General features: G+C 49.4%; 21 protein-coding genes and 1 other annotated feature. Of the genes, 3 read left to right on the top strand and 18 right to left on the bottom strand.

The annotated features are described in order from the left end of the window. Positions 1-99: 99 nt before the first annotated feature. Together ACWXW9_RS07030 and ACWXW9_RS07025 are read right to left on the bottom strand one after the other, a co-directional pair. The gene (locus ACWXW9_RS07030) at positions 100-618 is read right to left on the bottom strand and encodes a deoxycytidylate deaminase (RefSeq protein ID WP_431087764.1); all 519 of its coding nucleotides are present in this window, start codon (positions 616-618) and stop codon (positions 100-102) included. Between the two features lie 79 nt (positions 619-697). Next, complete coding sequence (locus ACWXW9_RS07025; RefSeq protein ID WP_494928839.1) at positions 698-1333, bottom strand: ComEA family DNA-binding protein; 636 nt, start codon at positions 1331-1333, stop codon at positions 698-700. 278 nt (positions 1334-1611) lie between these two features. On the opposite strand from ACWXW9_RS07025, the gene comER reads away from it, so the two are divergent. Then, positions 1612-2457, top strand: a complete 846-nt coding sequence (gene comER / locus ACWXW9_RS07020; protein WP_494928838.1) for a late competence protein ComER — start codon at positions 1612-1614, stop codon at positions 2455-2457. On the opposite strand, the gene leuS is transcribed toward comER, so the two are convergent. Beyond that, positions 2438-4876, bottom strand: coding sequence for a leucine--tRNA ligase (leuS, locus tag ACWXW9_RS07015; protein ID WP_494928837.1), 2439 nt, complete (start codon positions 4874-4876; stop codon positions 2438-2440). The two genes, comER and leuS, sit on opposite strands and share 20 nt — an antisense overlap. Positions 4877-4937: 61 nt before the next feature. Then, positions 4938-5195, bottom strand: a binding site (T-box leader). A gap of 174 nt (positions 5196-5369) precedes the next feature. Here leuS and ACWXW9_RS07010 point away from each other — a divergent pair. Beyond that, positions 5370-5756, top strand: a complete 387-nt coding sequence (locus ACWXW9_RS07010) for a tautomerase family protein (RefSeq protein ID WP_494928836.1) — start codon at positions 5370-5372, stop codon at positions 5754-5756. 86 nt (positions 5757-5842) lie between these two features. Here the strand turns inward: ACWXW9_RS07010 and ACWXW9_RS07005 are convergent, their stop codons facing one another. The 15 genes from ACWXW9_RS07005 to spoVAC form a co-directional block, all read right to left on the bottom strand. Further along, positions 5843-6616 carry a class I SAM-dependent DNA methyltransferase gene (locus ACWXW9_RS07005; protein ID WP_134913408.1) on the bottom strand — a complete coding sequence of 258 codons (774 nt, stop codon included), beginning with the start codon at positions 6614-6616 and terminating at the stop codon, positions 5843-5845. Positions 6617-6619: 3 nt separating this feature from the next. Further along, positions 6620-7528 carry a CvfB family protein gene (locus tag ACWXW9_RS07000; RefSeq protein WP_014282544.1) on the bottom strand — a complete coding sequence of 303 codons (909 nt, stop codon included), beginning with the start codon at positions 7526-7528 and terminating at the stop codon, positions 6620-6622. Beyond that, entirely contained in the window at positions 7525-7872 is a 348-nt protein-coding gene (rsfS, locus tag ACWXW9_RS06995; RefSeq protein ID WP_025682016.1) for a ribosome silencing factor, read from the bottom strand. The genes ACWXW9_RS07000 and rsfS overlap by 4 nt, the downstream gene beginning before the upstream one ends. Further along, positions 7869-8465, bottom strand: a complete 597-nt coding sequence (yqeK, locus tag ACWXW9_RS06990; protein ID WP_134913406.1) for a bis(5'-nucleosyl)-tetraphosphatase (symmetrical) YqeK — start codon at positions 8463-8465, stop codon at positions 7869-7871. The genes rsfS and yqeK overlap by 4 nt, the downstream gene beginning before the upstream one ends. After that, positions 8449-9039 carry a nicotinate-nucleotide adenylyltransferase gene (gene nadD, locus ACWXW9_RS06985; protein WP_494928835.1) on the bottom strand — a complete coding sequence of 197 codons (591 nt, stop codon included), beginning with the start codon at positions 9037-9039 and terminating at the stop codon, positions 8449-8451. The genes yqeK and nadD overlap by 17 nt, the downstream gene beginning before the upstream one ends. Positions 9040-9057: 18 nt before the next feature. Then, positions 9058-9354, bottom strand: coding sequence for a ribosome assembly RNA-binding protein YhbY (yhbY, locus tag ACWXW9_RS06980; RefSeq protein ID WP_014282548.1), 297 nt, complete (start codon positions 9352-9354; stop codon positions 9058-9060). A gap of 68 nt (positions 9355-9422) precedes the next feature. Further along, on the bottom strand, positions 9423-10292 hold the full coding sequence (gene aroE / locus ACWXW9_RS06975; RefSeq protein WP_494928834.1) for a shikimate dehydrogenase: 870 nt from the start codon (positions 10290-10292) through the stop codon (positions 9423-9425). Positions 10293-10397: 105 nt separating this feature from the next. Beyond that, on the bottom strand, positions 10398-11525 hold the full coding sequence (yqeH, locus tag ACWXW9_RS06970; protein ID WP_494928833.1) for a ribosome biogenesis GTPase YqeH: 1128 nt from the start codon (positions 11523-11525) through the stop codon (positions 10398-10400). Next, positions 11518-12048 carry a YqeG family HAD IIIA-type phosphatase gene (locus tag ACWXW9_RS06965; RefSeq protein WP_044645131.1) on the bottom strand — a complete coding sequence of 177 codons (531 nt, stop codon included), beginning with the start codon at positions 12046-12048 and terminating at the stop codon, positions 11518-11520. The genes yqeH and ACWXW9_RS06965 overlap by 8 nt, the downstream gene beginning before the upstream one ends. A 173-nt stretch (positions 12049-12221) precedes the next feature. Further along, positions 12222-14414, bottom strand: a complete 2193-nt coding sequence (locus tag ACWXW9_RS06960; protein ID WP_494928832.1) for a transglutaminase TgpA family protein — start codon at positions 14412-14414, stop codon at positions 12222-12224. After that, positions 14411-15658: a DUF58 domain-containing protein gene (locus tag ACWXW9_RS06955; RefSeq protein WP_494928831.1), complete on the bottom strand. Its 1248-nt coding sequence runs from the start codon at positions 15656-15658 to the stop codon at positions 14411-14413. The genes ACWXW9_RS06960 and ACWXW9_RS06955 overlap by 4 nt, the downstream gene beginning before the upstream one ends. Before the next feature lie 3 nt (positions 15659-15661). Then, entirely contained in the window at positions 15662-16621 is a 960-nt protein-coding gene (locus ACWXW9_RS06950; protein ID WP_494928830.1) for an AAA family ATPase, read from the bottom strand. Positions 16622-16845: 224 nt separating this feature from the next. Then, a complete protein-coding gene (gene spoVAE, locus ACWXW9_RS06945) occupies positions 16846-17196 on the bottom strand; it encodes a stage V sporulation protein AE (protein WP_014282555.1) in 351 nt (116 codons plus the stop codon). Between the two features lie 4 nt (positions 17197-17200). Further along, positions 17201-18217, bottom strand: a complete 1017-nt coding sequence (gene spoVAD, locus ACWXW9_RS06940) for a stage V sporulation protein AD (protein WP_494928829.1) — start codon at positions 18215-18217, stop codon at positions 17201-17203. Continuing rightward, positions 18214-18720 (bottom strand): stage V sporulation protein AC, encoded by a 507-nt coding sequence (spoVAC, locus tag ACWXW9_RS06935; protein ID WP_044645136.1) that lies wholly within the window; start codon positions 18718-18720, stop codon positions 18214-18216. The genes spoVAD and spoVAC overlap by 4 nt, the downstream gene beginning before the upstream one ends. Before the next feature lie 185 nt (positions 18721-18905). On the opposite strand from spoVAC, the gene ACWXW9_RS06930 reads away from it, so the two are divergent. Then, positions 18906-19985: a M42 family metallopeptidase gene (locus ACWXW9_RS06930; RefSeq protein WP_494928828.1), complete on the top strand. Its 1080-nt coding sequence runs from the start codon at positions 18906-18908 to the stop codon at positions 19983-19985. The last annotated feature ends 72 nt before the right edge of the window (positions 19986-20057 follow it).

Below are 20057 nucleotides of genomic sequence, written 5' to 3'. Positions count from 1 at the left end.
AATAGGGTTCTGTGCTCAAACCGCAAAACAAAAAAGAACCCCTGACTAAATAGCATTCGTCAGAGGTTCTTCCTCGTGTACTTTTTAATTCATCATGTCTTAATTCATAACATCCATCAGCGTTTCTTTCGGTGGATGATAGTTCTCCAGCATACGGAAGGCAATACCTTTTTGCTCCATCATGGCACGAACCTTGTCGGCATCCTTTGGGTAAGGACGGTGGTATACAATCTCCACAATACCGCTGTTCGCCAGCATGTTGGCACACGTCCAGCATGGCTGGTCGGTCACATATACCGAGGAGCCTTCACGATCAATCCGGTCCGTGAACAGTAGCAAGTTCTGCTCCGCATGAATCGTGCGGATGCAGCGCTGCTTTTTAACCATTTCCTCCCGCCCCTCGCGATGCACGACCTCGTATTCCTCTGAAATCATACAACCTGCCTCAGAGCAATCAGGTACCCCGGATGGTGCACCATTATAGGCTGTACCCAAAAGCTTTTTGCCTTGTACAAGTACGGCTCCAACATGACGCCGCGAGCAGCGCGAACGGGTGGATACCATATAAGCGATATCCATAAAATAGGTGTCCCAGTCCTTGCGTACATCTGCACTCATATCCATCTCTCCCGTAAACACAAGTTACAACGTAAATATATCCGCTAAAGCCATCCTGACAGCCTTGTCACATGTCCACTTATAAGCTGACGTAAGGCTTCATTTTCGCCAACATTTTAGCACCGATTCCCTTCACATGATCCAAATCGTTCACACGCTTGAACGGCCCGTTCTGATTACGATAGTTCAGAATCGCTTCGGCCTTTTTAGCTCCAACCCCCGGCAGTTCCATTAACTCGGCAGCATTCGCCGTGTTGATGTTCACCTTTTTTTCACCGGAAGCGGATGAAGCAATGGGATCGCTCACTGCATTCGTCCTGTTCGTCGTGGTATTCGAGTTGTCAACGCCAGTAGCGGAAGTAACGGAACCAGAATCCGTCGCCTCAGGCTGCTTTACAGCACTGGAGCTTTCGCTCCCGTCGACCGATGCACTAGCAGAACCCTGTACAGCACCACGCTTCACATTGCCAGCTCCTTCGCCATCCGAACTGCGTTCAGTTTTGCCTGAGGTTTCCGTTACAGCACGCTTTCCTTGAGTCAGTCCGCTATTGCTCTGTGACTCATTTTGGTCCGGCTCTACTAAAGCCTGCTCTACCTTACGATTAAGCAACTGCCACTCTTCTTCCGGCTCCGGACGCTGCCCACCAGCAAACAGAATAAGCCCACTGCCGATTAGAGAAAGCACTATTGCCGTTCCAGTCCATACGCGGTTCATTTCCATTTCGTCCCCTTCTACACATAGATTTAGGGAAAGTGAGCCACTCAATACAGCATCACAATCGAACAGAGCAAGCCTGTCCTATCCCGTTAACCGGAGGATGTAAACAACCTCCATACGGTTCGCTGTGAGCCATTTTCCAAAGAGAGGTACGTCCTTGGGCACGATCTAATATGCTCAGACATAAAATTCGTCATGTCGGCCAAGACCGGGTGCATACACTAAGAAGAATGACAGCGTCTATACCGCAAAGTATGAAAGGAGGACGTTGAACGATGAAAGTTGGATTTATCGGGACTGGCAGCATGGGAAGTCTGCTGATTGAATCTTTTATTCATTCCAACGCACTAAAGCCACAGCAAATATCAGCAAGCAATCGAACGTATTCCAAGGTAGCCGAGCTGGCCCGTCGTTATCCAGGATTACATGCAGCCCAAAGCAACCGTGAGACGGCAGCGGATAGCGATATCCTGTTTATCTGCGTGAAGCCGCTGGAATCAAAAGCCGTGACGGATGAAATACGCAACGTCATTACAGAAGAGCAAATCATCGTTTCTATTACAAGTCCGGTACAGATACGCATCTTGGAGCATTCACTGAAAGCCAAAGTGTCCAAAATTATTCCCAGCATTACCCACCAGGTAGGCAGCGGAGCCTCACTATGCATCCATGGCAGCCGGATTACAGAGGAGGATCGCTCCCTTCTGGAAGAGCTTATGTCCCACATTAGCAGGCCGATTCGGGTTAAGGAATCCCATACGCGTATTACGTCGGATTTTTCCAGCTGCGGCCCTGCTTTCCTGGCCTTTTTTATGGACCAGTGGATTCATGCTGCGGTTCAGGCTACGGGTATAGACCGTACGGAGCTATACGCCCTGGCCGGTGAAATGATTATCGGCACAGGAAAGCTACTTACGGAGGGCGGAATGACACCAGCCGAGTTGCAGTCGAGGGTAGCAGTTCCCGGAGGTATTACCGCTGAAGCCCTCGTGCTGCTGGACAACAGCCTGCACAGCGTCTTCCCCGAGCTGATACGGGCTACGCACAACAAGTATGAGGAGGACATGCAAAAGATAGACGCCTCCTTCGGCTTAAAGCCGATTAACCCGCAACAATATTGACCAGTTTGCCTGGAACAGCAATCACCTTGCGGACCGTTTTACCAGCCAGCGCCTGCTGAACGTTGTCCAGTGACAGCGCGAATGCCTCCATCGCTTTGGCGTCAAGGTCTTTGGCAATCGTCGCACGCTGCACGATTTTACCGTTCACCTGCACCACAATTTCCACTTCGGCATCCACCGTCCATGCTTCATTATAAGCAGGCCAAGCCGCGTAGGTAATGCTTTCGCTGTGTCCCAGCAACTGCCACAGTTCCTCAGCCAGATGCGGTGCAAGCGGCGACAGCATTTGCACGAAGTTTTCCATTGCTGCACGCGGCAGACGGTCTGCTTTATATGCATCATTGGTAAAAATCATTAATTGGCTGATCGCCGTATTGAAACGCAGCGCGTCCAGATCCTCGGTTACTTTTTTCAGCGTTTTATGCCAAGTCCGATTGAACTCATCACTGCCGCCTTCATTTGTAATTTTATCGTTCAGGCTACCATCCTCGGAAACGAACAGGCGCCATACGCGGGACAGAAAACGATGCGCTCCCTCAACCCCGTTTTCGCTCCATGGCTTGGTCGCTTCCAGCGGCCCCATAAACATCTCATAAATGCGCAGCGTATCGGCGCCAAACGTATTCACAATATCGTCAGGGTTGATGACATTACCGCGTGATTTACTCATTTTTTCATTATTGTTGCCCAGAATCATACCCTGATTGACCAGCTTGTAGAAAGGCTCTTTCGTTTCCACAACACCGATATCATACAGCACCTTGTGCCAGAAACGGGCATACAGCAAGTGAAGAACCGCATGTTCCGCACCGCCGATGTACAGATCCACAGGCAGCCATTCGCGCTGCTTCTCCTTGGATACAGGCTCTTTATCATTGTGCGGATCAATATAGCGCAGGTAATACCAGCAGCTTCCTGCCCATTGCGGCATGGTGTTCGTCTCACGGCGTGCTTTCAAGCCCGTCTCGGGATCAATAGTTTCTACCCAGTCCGTCGCATTCGCCAACGGAGACTCCCCCGTGCCTGAAGGCTTGATGTTATCCATTTCCGGCAACACGAGTGGCAGTTGATCCTCAGGAACTGTTTTGATCGTTCCATCTTCCAGATGAATCACTGGAATCGGCTCGCCCCAATAGCGTTGACGGCTGAAAAGCCAATCGCGCAAACGGTACGTTACTTTGCCTTGTCCTTTCCCCTCGGCTTCCAGCCATTCAATCATCTTCGGAATTGCTTCCTCATTCGTAAGTCCATTCAGCGGACCTGAATTGACGTGCGGACCATCCTCGGTGTATGGCTCTTTAGCCACGTCCCCACCTTGGACAACCTCAATGATATTCAGCCCGAATTGCTTCGCAAATTCCCAGTCACGTGTGTCGTGACCTGGTACAGCCATGATCGCGCCTGTTCCGTAGCCAGCCAGCACATAGTCGGCGATCCAGATCGGCAGCTTTTCACCGTTCACTGGATTCACTGCATAAGCGCCTGTGAAGACACCCGTTTTATCCTTTGCCAAATCCGTGCGCTCCAGATCGCTTTTACGGGCAGCTTGTTCACGGTATTGATTGACCGCATCCTTTTGCTCAGGTGTAGTGATAACATCCACCAATTCCTGCTCAGGAGCCAGCACACAGTAGCTTGCGCCGAACAGCGTATCCGGGCGGGTTGTAAATACCGTCAGTTGCTTGTCATGGCCTTCAATTGGAAAATGAACCTCTGCCCCGGTAGACTTGCCGATCCAGTTCCGCTGCATATCCTTAATGCTTTCGGACCAATCCAGCTCCTCCAAATCATCCAGCAGACGATCAGCATATTCCGTTATTTTCAGCATCCATTGACGCATAGGTTTGCGGATAACCGGATGACCGCCACGCTCACTCTTGCCGTCAATTACTTCTTCATTCGCCAACACCGTTCCCAATGCAGGACACCAGTTCACAGGCACTTCAGCTACATAAGCAAGACCGCGCTTATACAGCTGGATGAAAATCCACTGTGTCCATTTGTAATAATCCGGGTCTGTTGTGCTAATTTCACGATCCCAGTCGTATGAAAAGCCAAGCGATTTGATTTGACGGCGGAAGTTATTTACATTTTTCACCGTAATTTCACGTGGATGCTCTCCTGTATCCAGCGCATGCTGCTCGGCAGGCAGACCGAAGGCGTCCCAACCCATCGGATGCAGTACGTTGTAGCCGCGCATTCTTTTATACCGTGAAACAATATCCGTTGCCGTATATCCTTCCGGGTGGCCTACATGCAGACCAGCTCCAGACGGGTACGGGAACATATCCAAAGCATAAAACTTCGGTTTGCCCGGCTCTTCCCCGGTACGGAACGTTTTGTTCTCATCCCAATATTTCTGCCATTTTGGTTCAATACTTTGCGGTTGATAGCCGTGCTTCGGCTGTGTGTCTGTCATTGTCATTTCCTCCTCAAACGGTATGCAACAAAAAAACCTCTGCATCCCGTAGCGTGTCAGCGCTAGGGACGAGAGGTTATATTCCCGTGGTACCACCCTAGTTAGCAGAAAGCGTTCTTCGCCTTCTACTCCCTTTGCACCTGATAACGGAGGTGATCCGATGCGGGTTAATAACAGGGTTCAAGCACCTGTATAGGGCATTCCTGCGTTGGGCGCATATCTCCGAGGCGAGTTCACTTTGCACTGTCAACCGGCTTGCACCATCCGCCGGCTCTCTACATGTCCAGACAAAACTACTATTCCTCATCAGCGATTGTTTAACCGTTAATAATGGCACTATTATATTGAAAACCGCGAAAAAAGTCAAATAGGGACTACATTTGGTGCTAAACACCAACTTCATTCGTTTTCTCCATGACACACGGAGGCAAATGTTTTATAATAACTCCGAGTCAGATTGAGATGAGTTGAGATGAGAAAGGTGAGCTGAGATATGGCACAAATTAAAATTTACGGAATAAAAGAAGCCCTGAATCCGATCAAGGAGCAACTTTCAGATGTGATTCATTCCGCTGTGGTGGATGCCTTCCAATATCCCCCCGACAAAAGGTTTCATCGTTTTTTCCCTATGAATCAGGAAGACTTCATATTTGCCCACGATCGCTCGGAGGCTTACACCATTATTGAAATTAGTGTGTTTGAAGGCAGAACAACAGAGGCTAAAAAGCACCTCATCCAGCTGCTCTTCCAAAGAATTGACGATTTAGGCATTGCCCCTCAAGATCTTGAAATTACTATATTTGAGACACCGAAACAGAATTGGGGCATTCGTGGTGTACCGGGTGATGAACTTCAACTGAACTATAAAGTAAACATATAATTTCGAAGCTCTTATGCAGAAAGACGCCCTTCATGTCATCATGAAAAGCGTCTTTCTTTTTCCCATATTCACTTGATGAAGCTACACTATTTTACAGCAACATAAAATAATCTGGCCGCGTCATCTACTGCTTCTACCCATTCAAAGTCCGCATATACTTTCACATCGCGAAAACCGGCTTTGGACAATTCCGTTTTCATCCAGTCCGGGTCATAGGCACGTTGCACATGAATTTCCTCGAACCGCTGGTATACATCGCGCCCTTCATTTTCTGCTCTCGCAAAAATGCTGAGATGATGCTCAATTTCACAGCGTGGAGCATCCAACGCACAAGTCCAGATATATGAAATGGAGCGCTCATCCAGTACAAAGGGCTGCTCTTCATCATAACGCACAAACGTCTGGGGATGATGTACATCGAACAGAAAGGTTCCGCCAGGCTTAAGACCGGCATACGTTCTGCGAAAAGTAGCAGCAATGTCCTCTTCCTCCAGCAAATAATTCAGACAATCGCAAAAAGAAATGACAGAATCCACAGGCTCCGGTAAATTCCATTCCCGCATATCCTGCTCTATCCAGCGAATGCTACCCTCACGGAACAAACGCTGTCCTTGCGTAGTCGTTTCCATTTTGCGACGGGCTACTGCCAGCATGTCTGAAGACAAGTCGATGCCAGCCACCTCGAAGCCCGAGTTGACCAGTGGAATCGTAATGGAGCCCGTCCCACAGCCCAGCTCTGCCACCGTATGCGGCATACCATGCTGATCCCAGGCCTGCCGAGCAAAACGCAGCCAGTCCGGGTACGGCATGTCCTGCATCAGCTCATCATACACATAGGCAAACTTCCGGTAAGAAGCCATTTTTTATTCCCCATTCCCGTCCTTCGGTTCAGGCATTTTCTCCACCAGGTAGGTCCAGTTTTCCTTTTGTGTAACCAGTCCTTCCTTCATCAGCTTGCCCATCGCACGCTTGAAGGCGGATTTACTGATACCGAACCGTTGCTTAATAATATCCGGTGGCGTTGCGTCGGAATAAGGCATACCGCCACCCGGACGCTCTTTCAGAAAGGCAATGAGACGATCTGCATCCTCATCACGGCCCACTTCCTTGCGTGGCGACATCGCCAGATTCACCCGACCGTCTTCACGAACCAGTGTGACCCGTACCTTCACCTCTTCACCCAAACGAAGCATCCGGTTGCGTTCCGAGGAGTGGATCATGCCAATCGCGCCAAAACCAAGCACGCCTCCGTCCACCAGGACGAACGTACCCATCTGAAGCGGCTTGTACACTGTCGCCTGCACCCATGTATTTAGCCATGAATCAGGTGCATGGAAGGACAACGGAGCCAGCTCCTGCTCACCCGCCAGCTTCGCCCGCAGTCTGCCCTGCTTATCATGCTCCATGATAGCATACACGTAGTCGCCCACCTGAGGATGCAAATCCCGGTTCTCAGGCAACTCACGAATCGGCAGCAGCAATTGACGACCCAATCCCATTTCCAGAAAACAACCCAGACGCGGATGCACATCCGCCACCTGTAGCTTTGCCAGTTCGCCCAACGACAGGAACGGTTTTTTCATAGTAGCGGCCAAACGGTCCTCTGTATCGTGAAAAATAAATACTTCCAGCCGTTCTCCAACCTCGATCTCACGTGTCAATTCTGTATAATGCAGCAGTACATCCTGATCGCCGACTGTGAGAAAGTAGCCGAAGGGGGATACCTCACGATCTACCATAATCGTGACATAAGTACCAGCAATCAGATTCATACCTTCTCCACGACCTTAGCATCCGACCAAAGTCTTTCAATGTTATAATATTCGCGCTCGTCACGATGGAAGACATGCACTACGACATCACCCAAGTCCATCAGAACCCAGCGACCGGAATCCATTCCTTCGATCCCTTTGATTGTCGTACCTTCATCATGAGCGCGTTTGCGAATTTCCGTCACAATCGCCTGTACCTGGGTATCCGAATTACCGTGGCAAATTACAAAATAATCCGCGACAAGGGATACCCCCCGCAAGTCAAGGGCTACAATATTCATGGCCTTCTTATCTTCAGCGGCCTCAACCGTAATTTGCATTAATTTCTCATTAGTTATGGTCATTCATGAACCTCCGATTTTCTCTGTTTAAGTTGTTGAATCAGATCATTTCGCGACAGTACCGTCAGCGGAAAAATAACCTTCTTCTTCTCCAGCAGCAGTGAAATCGTGGAATCAAATCCAGCGACAAGACCCTGCTCCAAACTTTTTTTCGCCTGCTTGCGGATATGCTCGACCCCGGGAAAATCCCGTCCCGGCTCGATGTAATCAGCTAGACACACGACTTTGTCCAGCAAACTCATACCCACACGCCCTGAGGTGTGCCAGCGAATGGCATTCCGTATTTCAAGGTCTTCCACCCCGTAGTCTCTAGAGGCAACGCAATATCCTACCTCAGAATGCCACAGTTGCTTGTCATGCTGTAAAAGCTCCTGGTCACATTCGGGATGATTGCGAATTACTTCCTCCATCTGCTGAACGGGCCAATATTTCGCTACATCATGCAAAATAGCCGCCAATTCGGCCTTATCCGGGTCCGCGCCATACCGCTTGGCAAGCTCCACCGAGGTATGCATGACCCCCAGGGTGTGCTTCCAGCGTTTTTCAGGCATTTGACCGGATACGGCCTCCATCAATTGCTCACGGCTGTACTTCATACAAACCGCCCCTTGTAATGTAGTCATACACACGATCAGGCACAAGATAACGAATGGTACGCCCTTCCGCAACACGTTCCCGAATATCCGTCGAAGAAATATCCACCACCGGCATATCCGCCAGTAGCACCTTGTTCTGCAAATAATGCGGCAGTTCATTCAGCGCAAGTTGGAAACCGGGACGCCGGACACCGATAAAACAAATTCGCTGTGCCAGCTCCTCAATCCCCTGCCAATGAGGTAAGTAATTCACCATATCCGCGCCGATGATAAAATAAAAATCCACAGCAGGATGCAGCTCCTGAAGCTCTTTGATCGTGTCAATAGTATAAGATACCCCACCGCGAAGCACTTCAATATCCAACACTTCAAAAGCAGGATGGCCCGCCACCGCTTCACTCGTCATCTCCAGCCGCTCCGTGCCACTCGCCCCCGCCTGATGCTTGTGAGGAGGGATATGGGAAGGCATGAACCATACATGGTCCAGCGCATAGGCATCCCTTGCCGCTTCTCCAGCCAGCAGATGTCCAATATGAATCGGGTCAAATGTACCGCCCATAATACCGATTTTCATAGTCTTCTCCCCGCGTGCTTATCCTCTAGGTAACTCGATTTGCTTGTTATCACGGGATTCTTTGTATAAAATAATCGTGCTCCCGATGAGCTGTACAAGCTCGGAACCTGTTTCCGTAGCCAGTTCTTCCGCAATTTCATGCTTGTCATCCAGACAGTTGTTCAAAATCTGCACCTTCATCAGCTCGCGCTTTTCAATCGCATCGTTAATATGACGCATAAGATGCTCGTTCGTACCGTTTTTCCCTACTTGAAAAACGGGGTCCAGATGATGCGCCATCGAGCGCAAATACCTTTTTTGTTTACCTGTTAACATGTATAATTAACTCCTTCATAACCACATATGCCATGCGGCAATTCCATAATTTTAATGTAAAATCCGACTTACGACAGGCTTCTCAGCACCGCCGCTCTCATTTCATCTACAGCAGGAGCTACGCCCATAAAATACTCAAAAGCCACCGCTCCCTGATACACGAACATGCCCAAGCCTCCATGCACTGTGCAGCCGCGCTGTTCACGGCTTTCGCGTAAAAATCTCGTTTCCAGCGGGTTGTAGATCAAATCACTCACAATGATTCCTTGCGGAATCAGACTCGTTTCCAGTGGAAGCTCATCGGATAGAGGAGACATTCCTACTGAGGTCGTATTGATCAGCACATCCACCGATGCAAGCACGCGCTCCGCTTCATCGTTAGAATAGCCCGTCACAGGGATCGCTTCCGTCGTCCACTCCAATGCCAGTTGCTCTGCCTTATCGCGTGTCCGATTCAGAATAATGACTGATTCGGGCTGTTCCTCCAGTAAAGCATGAATCACACCTCTGGCAGCACCTCCAGCTCCGAGGACTGCAATTTTTGTGCCTTTCAACTTAACCGAAGTCTCTTCTTTGAGCGAGCGTACGTAGCCGATCCCGTCCGTATTGTAACCCTTGAGCCGTCCGTTGTCGTTCACAATCGTGTTAACAGCACCGATGAGTCTGGCCCCTTCATCAATCTCATCCAAATATTTCATAACCTCAACTTTATGGGGAATCGTCACATTGACTCCGCGGAAATGCAAAGCCCGAATCCCCTTCATGGCGTCCTCTAGCTGTTCCGGCTTAACATGAAGAGGAACGAAATCCCCCTCTATCCCCGCAGCCTTTAAAGCTACTTTATGCATGAGAGGCGATTTGGAGTGCTTGATCGGATCACCCAATACGCCCAATAATACAAGATCTTGTTCAGTCACTCCAGACTCCCCGCTGCTCATCGTTGTTCTCCCCCATATTGCAAAATATTAGGCTGCACAAATACATGAACGGCGGCAGGAACCTGAATATGTTCCTTGCCGCCCTATCACATGGTTTAACATCCGTTAAATCAACGAAGGCCGTAAAAGGACACGGATTCCACGAGGAGCATGAACCGCTACCAAAGCCCCGTTCTCACTATTGACCCTGATCCATCCCAGACCGGAGATATAAATATCCGATTGAGATTTACGGGGAACGCGGAACTCATGTCTTGTCCATTCCGGCATATCTGCCAACTGATCACGTGTCGGCGGTGACAGCAGTTCTCCGGCATGATCTTCGAACAGTTGATCCGCCCGCTCCAGCTTGGTGCGATGAATTTTAAGGCCGCCATTGATGTAGCATGTGAACGATTGGTGTTGCCCCTCTACAAAATCGAACCGTGCCATCCCACCGAAAAACAGCGTTTGTCCGGGATCTAGCTGATAAGCAGCTGGTTTCAGCGGCTTGTCCGGCATAATAGCGCCCAAATCCTGCCGGGACACGATTTCACTGAAACGCCAAGGATACACAATCCCCGGTGTATCAATAATATGCTTGCCGTCGTCAAGCGGAATATTCACCATATCCAGCGTCGTTCCCGGGTAACGGGATGTTGTTAACTCCTGTTCCATATCGCTATGATCACGGATCAAACGGTTAATGAGCGTGGATTTACCAACATTTGTTGCACCGACCACATACACATCCCGATTGCCGCGCAGTTCGGATACTACATCCAGCAGACGATCAAAGCCCTGATTTTTTTTGGCCGAGCACAGAACGATATCCGCCGTGCGAAGTCCTTGCTCCTTAGCCTGTTTTTGTACCCAATTCAGGACCTTGTTCCAGTTCGTTACCTTAGGCAACAAATCCGTCTTGTTCACAGCCAGTACAACCGGATTAGAGCCTACAAAACGTTGTAAGCCGGAAATCAGACTACCTTCAAAGTCAAAAATATCCACAATGTGGATGACGAGCGCGTCCTTATCCCCAATCTGGCTAAGCAGTTTCAGGAACTCATCCTGATCCACGGCTACCGAAGACGTTTCATTATAGTTTTTAATCCGGAAACAGCGCTGGCAAATGACAGGCTCTCGTGTAAACAGTTTTTCCAGAATATATCCCGGAAGCTCCGGGCTGGTGGTCTGCATCGTGATACCGCAGCCACTACATTTGACGGCAGTTCCGCCATCAGGTCTTTCAGTCATTCTTCTTTTCCTCCTCAAGCCATAAGCCTTTCTTACGTAACCTTGTGAGCGCGATTCGCTCCAGCCGCCGATTAAAGCGGGTCATGATTCCTTCATCATGGATGGATATCGGCAACACGAGCACCGTGTGCAATCCCAGTCGGTTGCCACCCAATACATCTGTCAACATTTGGTCCCCGACCATAATAGTCTCTTCCGGAGTAAGTCCCATCATACGGATGGCTCTGCGAAAAGACGAGTTGGAAGGTTTCCGTGCAGCATGTATAAATTCAATGTCCAAAGGCGTAGCGAACACGGATACACGTCCCATATTATTGTTGGACACGATGACAAGCTTAAAACCCGCCTGTTTGACCTTCTCAAACCAGGCCACCAGCTCGGGAGTCGCATTCGGCGCTTTTGCACCAACCAGCGTATTATCCAAATCCGTAATAATGCCACGATATCCTTGAGCATACAAGCCTTCAAGATCAATATCAAAGACGGTATTCACCCGTAATTTGGGCATCAGCATTTCAAACAACGTCGGTCACCTCAGTTTCATACGACAAACTATACCATATTAATATGGGTTAGTAAAAAGCTATCCGCAACAAACGGACAGCTTTTTACAAAGCATATGAAGAAGATTATAAATCGGCAGTATTCGAGCCGAATAAAAATGGTTTAGCCCTTTCGTTCAGTTTGTCGTCTGGACTAACCTTTCTTATGCAATAGGGCCGCTTGTCGGCGGACCTTGCGCCAATCCTCGGCAATTACCGAGGAAGGACTGTAGCGTGCCTGTTCAAACAGCTCCAGCAACAGATTCAGAATTGAAGCACGTTCCGGTGATTCAACCGACCATCTGCCAACCGATTCCCTCAGCGTCTCGTGGCTAGTGCGGGCAAACCCCTTACTCCGCATATACCGTAACCAGCGCTCAGTTTCGACGATCACCTTTTCATCAGGGGTCAACGGCTTTCCTTTACGCAGCCGCAGCAAATAAAAATGAATATCTGCCCGATTACGCCATACGATATAAGCGCTCCACAGTACAATAACAGCCACTGCCGCTGCTATGATTACCGGATGAATCTTCGTGCCTTCCTCCAGATTGGCCTGTGGTGTCTGCGCAGACTGTTCCGGTTCAGACTGATCTTTCACCTTCGGAGCATCAGGTGTCTTCGAATCCTCCTGCTCCGTAAGCAGGGGCATATCAAAACCCGGTGTGGCTTCTACAGGAACCCAGCCGTATTCACCCAGATATACCTCTGCCCAGGAATGCGCATCCGCATTGGTAATAGAGTAGGAAGACATATTTTCATTATCATCGCCTGTCGTTGCATCATCCGAAAATGTCTGCTGACCGGGAGCATAACCTTTGACCCACCGAGCCGGAACTCCAACGGAACGAGCCATCATAACCAGCGAAGTGGAATAATAATCGCAATAGCCTTCCCGAATCTCAAACAGAAAGGCATCCACAAAATCCTTGCTTTTTTTGCGGGAAAGATCCGGATTGTTCGTATATGCATAATTTCGCTGTAAATATTGCTGGAGCAGTCCGACCTTTTCATAAGGCGTCTTCGCCGACGACGTTACATTTTGAGCCAAATCACGCACTCGCTGAGGCAGCTCATTCGGGATTTGCAAATAGGCTTCCTGCTTGTTCTTTCCATACAGCTCAGTAAACGTTTTTGTGCGAAGCTCTTTTTCCGGGATCACAGGCACATGTGACACCAGAGTATACGTTTTTGGATAAGCCGTTCTTCTGGAGGGTGGGTTCCAAAGCAGTTCTGCCTGTTCCGGTTTCCAACTCAGCCCGTCTGTCCGCGAGTCTCTGTCCACCGATTGAACACGATGTACCGAATAGGCGCCGAACAAAACCGGATAGCTCTGATCGTTTTGCATCGTTACGGTCTGAACGACCTGCTCAGTCGAATGCCGTGTTTCTTGTGTATTTTCCAGCTCTGCCGTCATCGACACATCGTTCAGCGTCTGGTCGTCGTTGCCTGCATCTCTCCAACCTGTGCCGGAATACGTTCGCTTCGTCTCGCCCCGCCAGTAGCTTCGCTGATTGGTTGTGATCGTCATTACCGGAGAATAGTCAAAATTGAATCCCCCGCCCAGCCGATTGTCCTGCCGGCTATAGCCTGATGCCGTACTCATCCGCTGATTCATAGCCCCGGTACCATTGTTAATACCAACAGTGGATGAGCTATTTCGCTGGGTCCATGCCGTATAAGGGTCAGTTAAGGTCGGCTGTATCTCCGGCATATTCACGCCAGCCATAATAATCAAAGCAAAAATCACCGCAATATTGGCTGCAATTTTGTATGGGTAACGGCGAATGTGCTTCCAGCCTTGAGGGTAATGCTGCCGAAAATACTGCAAATGCTGAGTCACCAGCCACCCCATACCCGCAAAGACCATCCATGCGACTTCTTGCCACAGCACAGTTGGCGTGAACGAATCAAGCACTGCCAGCGCAGCAATATTAATGCCTACAAACACCAGAATGCGCTGCTTCGTCGTAACGATGAGCGGCAACATCTCAATGACTAGCCAAGCAATCAGTGAAAACCAGATATACGGAGACATATTCGATATAAATTGATCCAGACGGTTTGTAAAACCCCCGAAAGGAATAATGATCGAGTAAGACACGAGCGTCCGGTACAAAATAAAAAATAACGTCGCAGCCTTGAGGATAAATTCAATCCAAGGTCGAAGCGGCAGCAAAATTTTCACCAAAGCCAGCATCGTAACCGTCGCCAATACCAGCGTTCTTGTCTCTTTCAGCCATAGGTCTGAAGCAAAGGATACCCATTGCATGGCAATAATAATAATCCATAAAAATGTAAAGGCAGCAGCCCAAGAGCCCTTCAGCGATTGCAGCCAGTTTTTCATAGCGTCCCTCCCCCCATTACTGTTGGGAGCTCTTCAAGACCCGGAACATGATAACCCTGAATGCCTCTTGTACGAAGCATGCTCATCCATTCTTCAGCCTGTCCCTCGCTTGAACCTTCTCCGATATAGATGTGGCAAGGGGTCATGCCCCGGGTATCGGCCCAGCGAAGAAGCTCCAACGCCTGATGATCCTTCAACGGACTGATCAGCACAAAATGGCAGCCTTGTGGAAATTGCCGCACACCGCTTTCTACAGCAGCCATAAGACTGCCTTGGGAAGTAGTGTGTATGTCCACCAAATGATGCATCATCCGTTGCCGTTCTATCATCTGCTCACTGGGCTGAAAAACAGTACCAGTTTCCCCGGCCGTACAAAGACCTACTCCCATTCGCTCCCGCCCGCCATATTCCAGCAATGAAGCAATGGAGGATACGGCCAGCTCAAACTGATCGGCATTTACATAATGTTTTTTGTGTGTATCCAGTACAAGCATCGTTTTGGGAACCGTCTCATGCTCAAATTCCTTAGATTTCCAACTGCCTGTACGTGCGGTTGCATTCCAATGGATACGTGAAAAACGGTCCCCATATACATAGTCCCGCACTCCATTAATTTGCGTCGTTTCGCGCCGTGTTCGAGTCTGGACAGTTTGTGGTCCAGACATCCGCGAGCGACGATCATTCAACTGCCAATACGGAATGAATACTGTGCGGGGCAGTACCCGAAATTCACCGGGTGCGTTTAACTTGCCTTTATGCTCCAACAGACCGAAGATATCCTCACTCACGCATTCAGTTTCGGCAAAATAATAGCTTCCCCGCTCCAACGCAGGAGTCTGAAAAGCAAGCTGTCCGCTCCCTTTCATGCTAGGGATAACACTGTCCTCAAACGACCAGGATTCACCTGTATGACGCTTGAGCACCTCGCGAACAATGATATACGGCAACGGCAGAAAGCCGGGAAGGCTCAAGCTCAGCTTTACATGTACCTGATCTCCCGCATGCAGCAGCTCCCCGAACTCCGAGCCTTGTGAAAGCTGTCTTGAACCCTGAACACGGCGTACTCCGCTCAGCCCAACGATCCATAAATATATACCCAGTAGCGTAACCATGGACAATAGCATGACTGACGTCTTGCCACCCTGAAACAACAGATATAGCAGACATAACACCCATATGACCATCAGAAGCCAGATTCGGCCCGACAGCCGGAGGAGCCTGCGCTTCCTTTTGACCATCTTCATTCCCTACGGTCGCTCCATTCGTACGGGTACGTTCACCTGCCGAAGGACAGCCTGAAGTACAGACTGGGCGTTGGAGCTGTCGAGACGCGCCTCGGGACGTAACAGCAAACGATGCGCCAGCACATAGGGTGCCAATATTTTCACATCATCAGGGAGAACGTAATCCCGATTTTCCAGAAAAGCGTACGCCTTGGCCGCCATCACAAAAGCAAGCGCCGCCCGCGGACTGGCTCCCAGCAGTACCGATGGGTGCTCTCTTGTCGCACGGACAATATCAAGTAAATAGGACGTAACTGCTTCGTCCATGTACATTTCTCTGATTTCCTGCTGGATCGCGGCAATCTGTTCCATATGGGCTACCGCCTCCAGACGGTCTGCCGGCTGACCCTCCTGATGACGAAGCAGCATGTTCCGCTCAGTCTCCATATCAGGATAGCCGAGACTGATTTTGAGCATAAAACGATCAAGCTGCGCTTCCGGCAGCATATAAGTCCCTTCAAAATCAATCGGATTTTGCGTAGCACACAGCATAAAAGGATGAGGCAGCATATGTGTTTCTCCATCCACAGTTACACTGCGCTCCTCCATCACTTCCAGCAAAGCCGATTGGGTTTTCGTCGTGGCCCGGTTAATTTCGTCTGCCAGTAAAATATTGGTCATCACGGGACCCGGACGGAAATAAAACCGCTCATCCCGTGGATGAAATATGGAAACCCCTGTAATATCACTGGGGAGAATATCAGGATTACATTGAACACGGCGGTAATCACCGCGCATGGATTTGGCAAGAGCCTTGATCATTTGCGTTTTTCCCGTACCCGGAACGTCTTCGATCAGAATGTGCCCACCCGCCAGCATAGCTGTTAACAGTAATTTTATTTCAAAGGATTTACCTAATATGCATGTTTCCAGATTAGATCGGATTGCAGATACAATCTGCACAGATTCTTGACGCACGGGCATAGCCTAATAAACCTCCTAGATAGCAACATGTTTCCTATTATTGTACATGAAGGAGGACATAGAGTACACTTGAGTCCTTGTCCAGATGTTCGAGCCAGTACTACAGTTTGGCAACATTTTGTAGGCAGGCACATAAAAAGACCTCCGGGCATACAATCCGAAGGGCTGATTTTTATGCTTGTTCCATTGTTTGTTTTAATCTATAATGCGTTGCTTTTATGTGGTTATCCTTTAGGACGCACGACCAAGGCCGCCAAAAAAGAGAAAATAATCGCCGAGGAAATACCTGCACTTGTCACACTAAAGATCCCTGTAATAACACCAAGCCATCCATCCTTTTCCAGCTCGGTCAATGCGCCGTGTACCAGTGAATTACCAAAACTTGTAATTGGAATAGTCGCACCCGCGCCTGCAAATTTAATTAGTGGATCATATATGCCCACAGCATCCGCAATCGCACCTGCCACCACCAACGTGCTCATCGTATGTGCCGGGGTCATTTTAATAACATCCATCATCAATTGACCCACAACGCAAATAGCACCGCCGACTAAAAAAGCCCATAGATATATCATTTGGTTAGCCTCCCGCTTCCAAAGCTACTGCATGCGCAATACAAGGAATACTTTCCCCTTGTTGTGTCGACAAAGGAGACAGCAAGGCCCCGGTCGCCACGACCAGCACTTTCTGGAGTTCTCCCTTTTCAATCCGCTTTAGCAGATGTCCGTAAGTTACGACAGCCGAGCATCCGGCACCACTGCCGCCTGCAATAACTTGCTTTTGTTTGTTCAGATCATAAATAAGTAAACCGCAATCGTTGAATTCCGTCTGATTCATATCAATATTTTGTTTTTTTAGCAGTTCCTTCGTAATCGGTAAGCCCACAGATGCCAAATCTCCCGTTACAATGAGATCATAATAACCAGGATCCCGGCCTGTATCTCGAAAATGTGACAACAGGGTATCTGCTGCCGCCGGAGCCATTGCTCCGCCCATGTTAAACGGATCTTTAATGCCCATATCCGTAACACGTCCAATGGTAGCACAATCCACCACCGTACCTGTCTTGGCATGTCCCACTACTACGGTGCCTGAGCCTGTGACCGTATACTGGGCCGTTGGCGGCTTCTGGGCTCCGTATTCCGTAGGATAACGGAACTGCTTTTCCACAGTACAGTTATGGCTGGTCGTACCGGCCATCACATAGTCGCCTGCCTCTGAATCCACAATAAGCGCGGCTAAGGCCAAACTTTCCATCGACGTAGAGCAGGCTCCGAAAACACCCAAATAAGGAATCGCGAGCTTGCGTGCCGAAAAGGAGCTACTGATAATCTGGTTCATCAGATCACCACTGATAAAAAACTGCACTTCCTCTTTGTTCAAATTGGCATTAATTAACGCCAGCTCAGTGGAGTGCTCAAACAATCTGCGTTCCGCTTTTTCCCACGTTTTTTCGTTAATTTCGAGATTGTCATAAATGTAGTCAAAATCCGTGGACAACGGTCCCTCTCCTTCATCCGGGCCAACAACGGTTGCACTTCCCACGATGCGCGGTCTGGATTCGAACTTCCAGGTTTGTCCTCCCTGTCTTCTCATAAATGGTTGCCTCCCACTCCAAGAATGGCGTAGATGACACCTACAACGAATGCGGCAACAACCCCGAATACGATAACCGACCCTGCCAGCTTGAACATATTCGCGCCTACTCCGAGCACCAGCCCCTCAGAACGATGCTCCAGTGCAGCCGAACACATCGAGTTGGCAAAGCCTGTAATCGGTACAGCGGTTCCCGCACCCGCCCATTGGGCAAACTTGTCGTAAACCCCGAAGCAGGTCAATATAACCGCCAACAGGATCATCATGGATGAGGTCGGCGGTGCCGCCTCCTTGGCCGAAATGTGCATCCCTGCCATGAAGGCTTCCTGAATCGCCTGACCAATCACACAGATGCCGCCTCCAACCAGAAAAGCCCGCACACAGTTGGCAAAAACTTTTCTGGAGGGCTCGTGCTTTTTGGAAATACTTTGATAGTCCTTCTCATTTATGGACAGCGGCGGCGTATTGGTACGAAAACCGCTTTGCCCGGATTTAGCTGGCATCATTCACCACCCCTTGTTCGTAATTTCCGCACTTGGCGGTTCGGATTCATTGTGTCCTTATCATTATTAGCTTTATGGGGAATTGTTATGTCAGGAAAATGATATCGTGGACATTCCGTACAAATCCATTCATACTGGATGGATGACGACCACTGGTTAATTAATAAGGAGTGAGGTATAACATCATGGAATCAAAAACATTAGAACTGTTTAAAACTTTAACGGAGTTTCCTTCCATTCCCGGGCATGAGCGAGAGCTGCGGGCATGGGTTAAAGAGCGGATATCCGGTTATACGGACGAAATCGTACAGGATCGTTTGGGCAGCCTTTTCGGCGTGCTGCGCGGTGAAGAGAACGGACCGCGTGTCATGGTGGCAGGGCATCTGGATGAAGTCGGATTTATCGTCAATGGCATTTCGGAAAATGGCATGATTCGTTTTCAGCCAGTTGGAGGCTGGTGGAGTCAGGCCATCATGTCACAGCGTCTTCAGGTGCTGACTCCGAATGGACCAGTTATCGGTGTCGTTGGCTCTGTCTCCCCCCATTTACTGGATGAATCGCAACGCAGCAAGCCTATGGACATCAAGCATATGTATCTGGATATCGGCGTGGACAGCCGTCAGGAAGCACAGGATCTGGGCATCGTGCCGGGAACAGCCATTGCGCCGATTTGTGATTTTACTCCACTGGCGAATCCGAAAAAAATTATGGCTAAAGCGTGGGATAACCGTTATGGTGTAGGCTTGGCTATTGAACTGCTTGAAGCGTTACATAAGGAAAAGGACAAACTGCCTAATACGCTGTATGCGGGGGCTACCGTTCAGGAGGAAGTGGGACTGCGCGGCGCACGCACGGCTGCTAGCCTGATTCAGCCAGACGTTTTCTTCGCACTGGATTGCAGTGCAGCCAACGATATGGGTGGTGATCCGAACGCGTACGGGCATTTGGGTAAAGGCGCGCTGCTACGGGTATTTGATCCGGGTATGATTACCCATCGCGGAATAGTGGAATACGTGCAGGATATGGCTGAGACGCACAAGATCAAGTATCAATACTTCATCTCCACAGGTGGAACCGATGCAGGTCAGATCCATTTGAGCGGAATTGGAGTGCCGTCCACCGTTATTGGCATTTGCGGACGATACATCCACACTTCCTCGTCCATTATTCACACCGACGATTATGATGCAGCCAAAGAGCTGATCGTCAAGCTGGTGCAAAACCTGGATCGCACGACACTGAATACGATTATTGAACGAGCTTAAGCTTTTTCCAGAGAACTAGAATCTATTAAAAACAGTCAAAACACGGATAACGTGCTTTGACTGTTTTTTAGT

Source organism: Paenibacillus sp. LT-B23, assembly GCF_059417685.1.
This window is presented reverse-complemented; position numbering and strand designations above follow the sequence as displayed.